The 11,106-nt window shown below is 43.6% G+C and carries 9 protein-coding genes and 1 other RNA gene; 2 read left to right on the forward strand and 8 right to left on the reverse strand.

Features of this window, described 5'->3' with window-relative positions; genetic code table 11:
• Window positions 1–146: 146 nt before the first annotated feature.
• The 6 genes from A10D4_RS11100 to A10D4_RS11125 all read right to left on the reverse strand — a co-directional run bounded on the left by A10D4_RS11100 (window position 147) and on the right by A10D4_RS11125 (window position 7,345).
• Window positions 147–1,973, reverse strand: coding sequence for a fatty acyl-AMP ligase (locus A10D4_RS11100; RefSeq protein ID WP_008489595.1), 1,827 nt, complete (start codon window positions 1,971–1,973; stop codon window positions 147–149).
• Between the two features lie 78 nt (window positions 1,974–2,051).
• Window positions 2,052–3,800, reverse strand: coding sequence for a cyclic peptide export ABC transporter (locus A10D4_RS13725; RefSeq protein WP_008489596.1), 1,749 nt, complete (start codon window positions 3,798–3,800; stop codon window positions 2,052–2,054).
• 28 nt (window positions 3,801–3,828) lie between these two features.
• The gene (locus A10D4_RS11110; RefSeq protein WP_008489597.1) at window positions 3,829–4,902 is read right to left on the reverse strand and encodes an HAD-IIIC family phosphatase; all 1,074 of its coding nucleotides are present in this window, start codon (window positions 4,900–4,902) and stop codon (window positions 3,829–3,831) included.
• A 133-nt stretch (window positions 4,903–5,035) separates the two neighbouring features.
• A complete protein-coding gene (locus A10D4_RS11115; RefSeq protein WP_008489598.1) occupies window positions 5,036–6,178 on the reverse strand; it encodes an acyl-CoA dehydrogenase family protein in 1,143 nt (380 codons plus the stop codon).
• Window positions 6,179–6,215: 37 nt separating this feature from the next.
• Window positions 6,216–6,452: an acyl carrier protein gene (locus tag A10D4_RS11120; RefSeq protein ID WP_008489599.1), complete on the reverse strand. Its 237-nt coding sequence runs from the start codon at window positions 6,450–6,452 to the stop codon at window positions 6,216–6,218.
• A 44-nt stretch (window positions 6,453–6,496) separates the two neighbouring features.
• Window positions 6,497–7,345 carry a 3-hydroxyacyl-CoA dehydrogenase family protein gene (locus A10D4_RS11125; RefSeq protein ID WP_008489600.1) on the reverse strand — a complete coding sequence of 283 codons (849 nt, stop codon included), beginning with the start codon at window positions 7,343–7,345 and terminating at the stop codon, window positions 6,497–6,499.
• 904 nt (window positions 7,346–8,249) lie between these two features.
• Here A10D4_RS11125 and A10D4_RS14130 point away from each other — a divergent pair.
• Window positions 8,250–8,405, forward strand: coding sequence for a hypothetical protein (locus tag A10D4_RS14130; RefSeq protein ID WP_156812150.1), 156 nt, complete (start codon window positions 8,250–8,252; stop codon window positions 8,403–8,405).
• A gap of 497 nt (window positions 8,406–8,902) precedes the next feature.
• On the opposite strand, the gene ssrA is transcribed toward A10D4_RS14130, so the two are convergent.
• Window positions 8,903–9,256: a transfer-messenger RNA gene (ssrA, locus tag A10D4_RS13990) on the reverse strand.
• Window positions 9,257–9,434: 178 nt separating this feature from the next.
• Between ssrA and corA the strand changes: the two genes are divergently transcribed.
• The gene (gene corA / locus A10D4_RS11130; protein ID WP_008489601.1) at window positions 9,435–10,388 is read left to right on the forward strand and encodes a magnesium/cobalt transporter CorA; all 954 of its coding nucleotides are present in this window, start codon (window positions 9,435–9,437) and stop codon (window positions 10,386–10,388) included.
• On the opposite strand, the gene A10D4_RS11135 is transcribed toward corA, so the two are convergent.
• On the reverse strand, window positions 10,355–11,106 hold a 752-nt coding region (locus A10D4_RS11135), incomplete at its 5' end, for a sensor histidine kinase (RefSeq protein WP_008489602.1). The two genes, corA and A10D4_RS11135, sit on opposite strands and share 34 nt — an antisense overlap.

Here is an 11,106-nt window from a genome sequence, read left to right on the forward strand (position 1 = left end):
CTGGAAATACTTTCAAAGTACACGTCAACTTGATAATAAAATCTTAAACACGAATTCAACGAATACTATTGCCAGAAAAAATACGATATTTCTTCAACGATTAGCCGTCAGTGATGCCTTAATTATTTGAATTCCGAAAATGCATATCAACGCCGCTTAACACCTTCAGTCAAAGAACCATCAAGATAACGTGCTTTACAGGCACTACGCTCTACTTTGCCACTAGTGGTCTTAGGTAGAATCCCCTCAGGTAACACAACAACATCATGCAAGCGCAGTTGACTTTCTTCAGAAACCTCTTTTAACGCTATACGTTTAATGTATTTGGCCGAAACCTTTTTGGAATCAAGATCTACCACTTGATCGTCATCAATCACTTGATATTCCTTTTTAACTTCACAAACCAACACCACTTTGGTCGCTTCATCCTCTTCATAAGAAAAAGCGATGGTACAACCTAAACGTAAGCATGAAAGAGATTTTTCCACTGAAAATTCAACGTCTTGAGGATATATATTGCGCCCATCAACGATGATAAGGTCTTTGCAACGACCGGTAATGACTAATTCATCTCCTATCATAAAACCGAGATCTCCTGAGCGCATATATTGGCGGCCCGGAAGACCGACAATCTCATTTCCGAATTTATCTTTGGTCTGATCTTTTTTATTCCAATAGCCTTGTGATACAGACATACCACTGACCCAAACTTCGCCAATATATTGCTCATCGAGCAACTCATGAGTATCCGGATTGACAATACGAACGTCGTAGTCCCAATACCCAGAACAAACTTTGCCGCAACCGGTCATGATTTTGGTATTTTCACCGCTACTCAATACCGCTTTACCTTGCTCCATCGCAGCGATGTCTATTTCATAGTAATTAATGCCGCCATCTGACATAGTTGCCATTAGGGTGTTTTCAGCCAATCCATAGCAAGGGCATATAGCTTCTCTTGGAAATCCGACCTCCATAAAGGTCTCTATAAACAGATCCATATTTGGCTTTTTAATAGGTTCCCCAGCATTACCCGCGTGAATCCAACAAGATAGATCCAACGAATTGAATTCCGCTTCATCTTTACTCTTTCTGGCCAGCAGGGCATAGGAGAAGTTGGGGCCCGCGCTATGAGAAATACGAAAGCGATTAATCGCTTTAGCCCATCGAAACGGTTGATGAACAAAGTCAAATGGCGACATAATAAAAACTGGCATCCCAAAAGCCAAAGGAACCAATAGGCCTTCAATCAAACCGAAATCATGAAAATACGGCATCCAACAAATACTACTGGTGCCAACCTTATGGCAACCACTGTTAACACCAATATAATTGATGTTGCTCATCAAGTTGGCATGAGAAATCATCACGCCTTTAGGGGTAGAAGTAGAACCTGATGTATATTGCAGATAAGCAATATCGTTATCTACAACGCCCTCATGCACCCACATTCCCGAATAATCAGGCAGTCCGTCCACCGCTATCCACTCGATATTTTCAAACTCCGGCATCCCAGAGGTGATCATCTGTAATTTTTCTTGAATATCAGAGGTGGTTAGTAAATATTGCGCACTACCGTCTGAAATAACGCTTTTCACACGCATTAAATACCGGTCAAGTTTAGCTGAGCTTGGCGCAGGCAAGGGTACGGCAATGACCTTGCCATAAATACATCCGAGAAATGTATAAGCAGATTCAATAGAAGCGTTGAATAACATAACCACCCGAGCACCTTGAGCCTGCCGGCTTTGAAAGTAAGCGGCAATAGAGCGGGCGTGTCTGTCCATTTCGGCAAAAGTTACCGAGTCAGTAGGCTCTTCCCCCTTTTCAAGGTAGGTTAGTGCCGTGCGCTGACCAAATCTTTGAGCCACATCGCGATAATATGATATGAGATCCTTTTGTTCAGCAAGTTGAACATCGTCGGTCCCCATCGGCGAATTACCACTTCCCTTCAAATTAAAATCCTTATACATAAAATCTCCAAGCACTTTTAGTTGACACCATTAATTACTCAAGCTCTACGCGCTCACCTGGGCATAGGTGATACTAAGTTATACATACTCGTGCCCATCAGTTTGAGCGGTGCCGTGACTCGTATTATCTTCTTCCTTTTTCTGGTCGGTGTTGCCAACAATCTTACCACCTTCAAATTTAATTAGACGGTCGGCAATATCGTAGTAGCGGTCGTCATGGCTGATAACGATAACTGTCTTTCCTTTTTGCTTCAGACTCGGCAAAATTTTATGATAGAAGACTTCACGGAATTCAGGATCTTGGTCGGCGGCCCATTCATCGAACAAATAAAGTGGGCGATTCTCCACATAAGCGGTGACCAAAGCTAAACGCTTACGCTGTCCTTGAGAAAGTGCGGTTGTTGAAAACTGACCTTTTGAAATCTGGACTTTTTTATCCAACCTCAACTCTTTTAAGTGTTCTTCTACCTCAGCATCGTGTTCAGGTAATCCCTCACTGCCATAAAGTTTGTCAAATAAATAAGAGTCAGAAAAAATGGAGCCAAAATACTGTGAGTACCAATTACGATTTTCTTCCGTGATCTCCACATCATCAACGTAAATTTTGCCTTTAGTTGGCGTATATAAACCGCACAGTACTTTGGCAAAACTGGTTTTTCCGCTGCCATTACCGCCAATGATAAACACCAACTCACCGGTGCGGATACTCAAATTTATTGGATGCAATTTAAAGGCTGTTTCGTCCTCAACCTTTTCAGATTCACCGTATTGGTATTCGACGTTTTCAAAACGGATCTCTTTTTTCAACGCGGTCGGTAGGTTTTCTTGCAATTTAGCATCAAGCGCCAGATTTTTTTTCAACTTTTCTTTATCTGAACGCAAGCGTAAATCAGATAAAGTCAACGATGTGGTCTGGCTGATAACTCCCAACGAGATTAAGTTGTTCAAAGAAGCCTGGGCTCGTGCAATTTGGCCGACGTGTTCTTGAACATGATCGATATTGGTCTTCATAAATAACAAGGTCACGGCGAAACCAACGACAACCTCTTGACTTAGCTCTCCGGTGACACCGCCCCCAAAGATCAATAAGCCAACAAACAAGAAGTAAATAACCTCGGAATAACCTCGAATCAAACCAAACACCAACTCAGCGCGAAAACGTTTGTCTCGCAATTTACCGGATATTTCATACAATTCACCGGCGTAGAAATCATTCCAACGTTTTCTATTCATCTTAAGTTCTTTGATACCACCACGAATGGCATTGTACGTACCAACGATTTCTTCACCATGACGATGGGCTTCGATCAATAACGAGTCGCACTTTTTCTGTGGAATGTGACGGGTGAAAATGGCGAGCGCAATAAAAGCGATCATGATCAATAACATCACCCAAGAGAGATAGCCCAGATATACCATACAACTGAGGATAACGGTGATGTCGATACACATCGACGGCATGATTTGCATCGACACAGATAAACGATCGACATCATTAGTGATCGCCGCCATATATCTGGAACTTCCCTCTCCTTCAAGCTGAGAAAGCGGTTTATCAACCCAGCGACGACCTAACTGTAGCCTTAAATCAAAAGCAGACCACTGCGATAATCCCGCAATACAAGCTCGTGCCGCAATGTTGGCAATAAGGATAGCCATACAAAGGCCAAAAAAAATCAATAGATCTTGATGCTCGTTAACGTCTTTGAGGTGCTCATTAATAATCGCCAGCACAGCCGTGCTTGCCAAACCACCAATAACACCAAAAAATGCAGCAAGAATTATAAATTTAGGTGAATAACGAAATAGAAAACCTAATAATTTCATCGCGAAATCTCCAATTTAACGAAATGACTCATGCCATTTCCGATTCTACTTCGCATTCCTGCTTAGACTTGCCTTTTATAACATTCAGTGATATATACGGCGGTAGTTTAGCAACGTTAGTGCAATCATTTTCCAGCACATATCGATTATCTTCTTGCTTAAGAATTTCGAAATTTCCCAATCGATAAGTGATGAACATCATGCGATTTCTGTCGGTTTGGATAAATTCCGCGCGCAGCGTTACACCGGCTTTGCTGGCTTCACTGATGATATGATTGATCATGATAGTGCCGACACCACGGGACATGACCCGACAAGACATCAACAACAACTTGACGTTCCAGTAGGTTTGATTACGTTCAATGAGACAGACACCAATTTTACCGTAAGTGCCATACTTGTCGTTTAAACTCGCGATCAGCAAATCATGTTCATCAGACTCGATAAACTTACGTAGCTCATCATAGGTATAGGTATAACCAGTAGTATTGAGTTGATGAGTTCTTTGAGTCAATTCCTCAGCACGCTGCAAATCATCGTCGGTGGCGGGGGTAATTGTCATTTCAAGATTCAAAGTCGCTAAAAATTCTTCGGTAGGACCAGTAAAATCTTCTTCCAGTTTATTACGAGTAATATCGCTCTGGTACATCGCACGACGATTTTTAGAATCAGATGTGACAAAGCGAGGCATGAATTCATCACGATCGAGTAATTTATCAAGTTCGGTTTCCTCTAAACACAAAACTTCTTTGTGAGTAAAGGCCACTTCTTCACGCTCAAATGGCTGGTCATCGATAAACGCAATGGTATCAATGCCAACATTAATGCTCTGCGTGATGATGCCGACGCTTTCAGCTTTTGAACTCCAATTGATTTGTGGGTATATAAAGTATTGGTCAAGACCAAACTCTTTCAATTTCTCCATCGCGTCATCATGGGCATTTTTACTAGCGATAGACTGCAATATACCTCGCCTATCAAGCTCCTTAATAACATCGGCAACACCTGCCCTTAAAGTTACCGATTTGTCCTCCAGTAATACACCGTCCCAAACAGTGTTATCAAGATCCCAAATCAAAACTTTAATCTTTTTTTCACTCATGACTCTATTCCTATCTATCTGTTGTTAGGCATTTAATTTTAAGAAAATGCGGAATAGGTCACACAGACTTGTGCTTTGAGCGCACCCAACATACTCCCGACTTTCCTTACAATCTAATTGTGCGATTACACCTCTACTTTCCGTCCCGTTGCTCGTATGATTGCAACTCAATATCAGCAATTTTTTCTTCGAGTATTTGGGTACTTCCTTCAATAATCTCCATCACCTTAGCATCACGCAACAATCGCTCGACCGGGTACTTATCAGTACAACCGTTTGCGCCATGGATCTGAACTGCATCGGCGGCAGCACGAACAGCGCTGGTAGAAGCTAAGTATTTCGCTAGGAATACCGCTTGAATGTCACTAGGATCCGCTTTATCCAACAACTCGCCCGCATTACGGCACAGCAGGCGTGATGCGGTAAGGTCAGAAAGCATTTTAGTAATCATTTGGGCTACTAATTGGTGTTTATACAATGGCTTGCCAAATCGCTGGACTCTGACGGAATACTCTATTACTGCATCCATAGATGCTTGGATAATCCCAACAGAGCCAGAGGCAACTGAAAAGCGACCAAAGACAAGTGTTGATAACATGACAACATTACCAAAGGCGGGAGAGGCTAAAACATTGTCTTGATGAACAAAGTAATCTTTAAAGTTGAGTTGTGCCAACATTGAGCCACGAGTACCAGTCATTCCAAGAATCGGTTCAATCGTTAAACCCGGCATGTCTTTCTCAACGACAAAAGCGGTAAATCCTTGTTCAGCTTTAGCCATCAAAATGAAAACATCGCCGATTTGGCCAAAAGTTATCCATTTTTTGGTGCCATTAAGTAAGAACCCGTCTTCATGCACCGTAGCCGTCATTTCAATGCCCGAAACGTCACTACCAGCATTAGGCTCACTTAAAGCAAAACCGCCAATTTTTTCGCCACGTACCAACGCAGACAACCACTTCTCTTTCAATGCGTCGCTACCCCAGCGATTAAGTGCAAAGGCAGACATACCGTGAACGGTTAACAAACTACGTACCGACGAACAGCCGCAGCCGATCTCTTCGTGCAGCATACCCAAGGTGATCATATCCATACCTTCCCCCCCCCATTTCTGGGAGATAAAAGGTGCTAGATAACCCCGCTTAGCCAAATCTGGAACGATATGATCGGCAATTCTTTCTTCATTATCGTGTTGCGTCGCGTAGGGGCTGACGAACTCTCTCGTAAATGCTCTAAATTCGTCGCGGCGCGCCTCAACTTCATTGATTTTGTTCATAGATTTACCATCCTTGTCCTATTGAGCGAAACTGCAACTAAACGCCTTTTCTCTCAATAAAATTGGCAATGGCATTCACCGAATTGAAGTTGGCCAAGTTAAGATCTTCATCGCTAACGGTGGTAGAAAAATTTTTCTCAATCCAACCAATCAACTGCATCGCGAACAATGAATTCACAAAACCTGCTTTAAAAATATCCAGATCATCGGTCAGGTTGCCAGTCTCGAAAAAACGACCAAAAAAAGCTCTGACTAACTCTTTATTTTGCTGCAAAATAGTTCTCCAATATTTACTGTTAGGTACTAATTAATAAGTTTTTAGTATTTGAAGAAGCCTTCGCCATTCTTACAACCATGCAAACCGGCATCGACCATCTTCTTAAGCAACGGGCAAGGACGATATTTGCTGTCATTAAATGCTTCGTACAACACTTCTACGGAATACAAAATCGTATCCAGACCAATCAAATCACCAGTGGCCAAAGGCCCCATGGTATGACCGAAACAGCTAACGAATACGTCATCGACGTCTGTGGCACTCGCAACGCCATCTTGAACTAACCAAGCAGCTTCATTGATGGTCAACATCAAAACACGGTTCGAAACGAAACCTGGAGCATCGTTAACCAATACAGAACGTTTTCCGAAGCTGCCCAAGAATGTTCTAGCAACATCCAAGGATTTCTCCGATGTGTGATATCCTTTGATTAATTCAACGGTATGCTTCATAGGCACCGGATTCATGAAATGAATACCCAGAACTTGGTCAGGGCGGCTAGTTAGCGACCCAACTTTAGTGATTGATATTGCTGAGGTATTTGCTGCGAATACAACATCTTTATGACAGATTGTGTCGAGCTTAGGATAAATATGCTTTTTGATGTTCCACTTCTCAGTTACGTTTTCGACGACGAAATGAGCATCGCCCATGAAATCTAACTCGGTGGAAGTGGTGATACGAGCAATAATTGTATCGGTACTTTCAGTTATCTTAGGGTTCTGGCCGAGCATCTTTTGCGCTCTAAGGTTTTGAGCAATCGAGCTTTTTGCATCTGCCAATATCTCTTCGCTGATATCGTTGAGCAAAACCTGATGTCCATGTTGCGCAAGATCTTGAGCTAAACCACGCCCCATAACGCCCGCACCAATAACGCCTATAATATTCATGTAATAACCCCCAACTAGCTGTGCTAAATAGTAGAGCCTTGGTAAGGAACTCAATCCTGGTTGAATGCGCAGAATACACGTGTGTAAGAAATTGATTCATAGCACAAACAATAATCACGATGGCACGATTATTAACCAATCATTAGGAAACCAACAATTTTATAACCACCAAATAAACGGAGAAGACAACATCTGTTCGCTTTACCTTCACGCAAAGAACAACCCGAACAAAACGCCCTATGGTGTTGATTGCTAAACCAGACGATAACTCTAAACGCCGAGAATAGGCTAAATCTTTATAGAGAGCATCAAATACGCAAGATGGAGTTTTTACGCTCTTCCGTGAACTTAACTTAAGAAAAAACTTACCCCTCTTAGCTCGAAATGTAAACACCAACCATTAAATTTAACAAAAAAAAATGATTATTATAATAAATTCATTGGTTATAGAGGGATGAACAGTGTTGTAAAACGAAGCCTTTTAAGCCTTAAATAGAAATTATTATTTTCCCTATCACAATGAAACTAATAGGACTCTAGTGGTCTCCTGATGGAGCGAGGCTATTTAGTTATTCATAAAAACCATTAATATCATTAAGATAGATAAACTCTGACTCTTTATTATAGAAGCCGTTGCTCCTACGCCTGATACATCCCTGTCAGTCAGCGCTACTTGCTATTGAATAACGAAACGGTGCCATACAATATATGATAGAAGATAACATTAGCTCTACTTCTTGGGGCTTTAGGTGCAAGTAACTGCTTACTCAATACTAGCCACAGTGTCCAATTTTGTTCACTTAAGAGCTATAGACAGGCTGGTTTACCGTCCCCCCCTAGTAAGCCCGGCACTTCCCGACACTTTTTATGGCAAAATGTAACTTAAACCATAAGAGGAAAAATCATGGATAGAGGTATTCGATATTCAGATGAGTTTAAACAAGAGGCCTTCAATCAGCTCTCTGTTCATGACTACAGCGTTGCCGCGATAAAAAATGGCACCGGTTCATCAAGTCTGGTTCTTTACACTATCCTGTCAGACCCATATGCCGTGCGTTGAGTATTTGCTCAAGCAGCTATTATGACTGGCTTGAATCGCCAATGAGTAAGCGCGAGCACATTGACCAAAAGCTCTCACAAACGATAAAGCCGTTCTGAATTGAGGACGGAGCCTTATGCGGTTATCGAAACATTTATCTAGATTTTCGTAATAACGATGAATATCGCGGCGGCGACCAGAGCTTACGAGTCATGCAATAAAGAAGGCTTCCGCGCGTAAAGCAATTATAGGTTCCCAAGAGTTTATTGCGGGCGGTAAAACCAATATTAGCGATATCCCCAACAGGCTTACAAGCCATCATGAGGTTCAACTAAGTCAACTCATACAAAATAGAGAAAAAGAGATGAAATTTATGCAGAAGAGCTAAAATATCGAGGAGAGAAAGATGACAATTTGTTGTGAAAAACACAGTTATTCGGTTAATCGAGATAGTGTTAACGAACTGAATTAACTCATAAAAAAAGGGAATGTCGTAAGACATCCCCTTTGTAAGGAATTGGTGGAGCTGGGGGGATTTGAACCCCCGTCCGCAATACCTACATCCTCGGTACTACATGCTTAGTCAGTCTTTTGGTTAACCGTGTTGACGCCGACTAACAGGCTGCATACACGGCGAGCCCGATTGAGTTTAACGCTTTGGCTCCGGGCGAAGCCTCCACGCGAGTCTGCTTTGATGACCATCCGAATCTCGTCTCACAGACGAAGCGCGAGTGGATGGCTAGCGGGCTATTATGCCGCTAGAGCGTAGTTGTCGTCGTTTGCAACTATATGTTTGAGGCTTTTTACGAGGCCAGCCTCACCTCGGCATGCACCTAGGGTTTCGTGTATCCCGTCGAATCCTAATCAGCCCCTAAGCAAACCAAAGTATAACACCGTCCAGACCCACCTGTCAGCCATTTACTCGGTCTTTTCGCGTTGATAAGCACCTGAATCGCGGTTTATTTTTATAACTGATTGGCTTTTGAGCAACGCTCTACAGTACACTAAAGCAACCGCTGTCACGATTATCCACCTCAGGGAGGCACGCCTATGCTACGTTTATTTGGCATCCAGCCAGATGGTCAAATTACCGAGATAACCACCGACTCACCAACATTAGAGCAACTCAAGCAGGCGCACTGGGTTGATGCCCTCGAACCCACCGACCAAGAGCGAGACTGGCTAAGTTCAGTTTTAAAGACCGAATTGCCAGAATCAGATGATGTTGAAGAAATCGAGGCTTCGGCACGCTGCTTTGTCGACCACATCGGCTTACACGTACACGCGCTGTTTTTAGCGCCCACCGAGGGTCGTCATAAGACGGTAACCGTTGCCTGCATCTTACAAAAGAATCGTTTAGTAACCATTCGTGAGGGCGAAGTCGCTGACTTTCGCTTGCTACGCTTACGCGCCCGCCGCGGTCAGGTGTTTGCCAAGTCAGCAACCGAATTGCTGATCACCCTGCTCGACCAAAAAGTCGAGAACCACGCCGACACCCTCGAGGACATTCACCGCTCACTGGAAGACGTCAGCTATATGGTATTAGAAGACGACGACGCCGAGTTAGAAGATGCTATCGGTCAGTTAGCCAAATTAGAAGATAGTAACGGTAAAATGCGGCTTTGTTTGTTGGATACCCAGCGCGATATTTCTTTTATGCTGCGCCACACCCAGCGTGACGATGCGTCGATAGAGATGCTACGCGAGATCAACCGGGATATTGAAACCTTGATGTCGCATACCACCTTTTTATTCGACAAAATCAACTTCTTGATGGATTCCACGCAAGGTTTTATTAACATCGAGCAGAACCAGATTATCAAGACCTTCTCGATTGCCGCCGTGGTGTTTTTACCGCCTACCTTAATCGCCAGCATTTACGGCATGAACTTCGAGTTTATGCCGGAATTAGCACTAAAACTCGGCTATCCCGGCGCACTGGTCGGCATGCTGCTGTCGGGCTTTGCACCTTACTGGTTCTTTAAGCGCAAAGGCTGGCTATAAAGCACAAATAGGGTACGGGTAGCATGGTTGGTGACGCGTAGCCGCCAACCGTGCTTTTCGGCTATTTCCTGACAAATCGACAAACCTAAGCCGGCACCGACATGGTGCCGCTCTGGACCGCGCCAAAACTTATTGAAGATCAGGCGTCGATGTTCGGCCGTAATGGCGGGTCCTTTGTTACTCACCGTCAGTATGTGTTGCTCGGTATCCGGGTGCTGGTGCTCGCGTAAATCGATGCACACCGCGGTTTGCGGTTCGGCATGGTAAATAGCATTTTCGACCAAGTTTTTTAACAGCACAAATAGCATACCTTTATCGGCGCGTACCAATGCTATCCGCTCGTTAAACTGTAACTGTAGCTGCACCTGATGACTGTCGGCCAGACGTGCTAAATAACGCACCACATCGTCGGCTAACTCGACCACATCACACTCAATAAATTGATAGTTTTGTACGCCCCTGGCCTCTGACAAATGTAGAATTTGCCCAACTTGTCGTGATAATTGGTCAATATCATTTAGCAACAATTGTCGTGCGGGTATGGGATCCAGCGCTTCGACTTCGTTTCGCATTAAGGTTAACGGCGTTTTCAGCTCGTGAGCGGTGGTGGCGAGCATATCTTGTTGGATCTGAAAGCCTTTTTCGAGCCGCTGAAACGCGTCGTTAACCACTCTGATGACCGCCTTTAACTCTTTGGGAGCGGCTTCGGCGGGTAGCC

The sequence above is a fragment of the Idiomarina xiamenensis 10-D-4 genome (genome assembly GCF_000299895.1).
Taxonomy (GTDB): domain Bacteria; phylum Pseudomonadota; class Gammaproteobacteria; order Enterobacterales; family Alteromonadaceae; genus Idiomarina; species Idiomarina xiamenensis.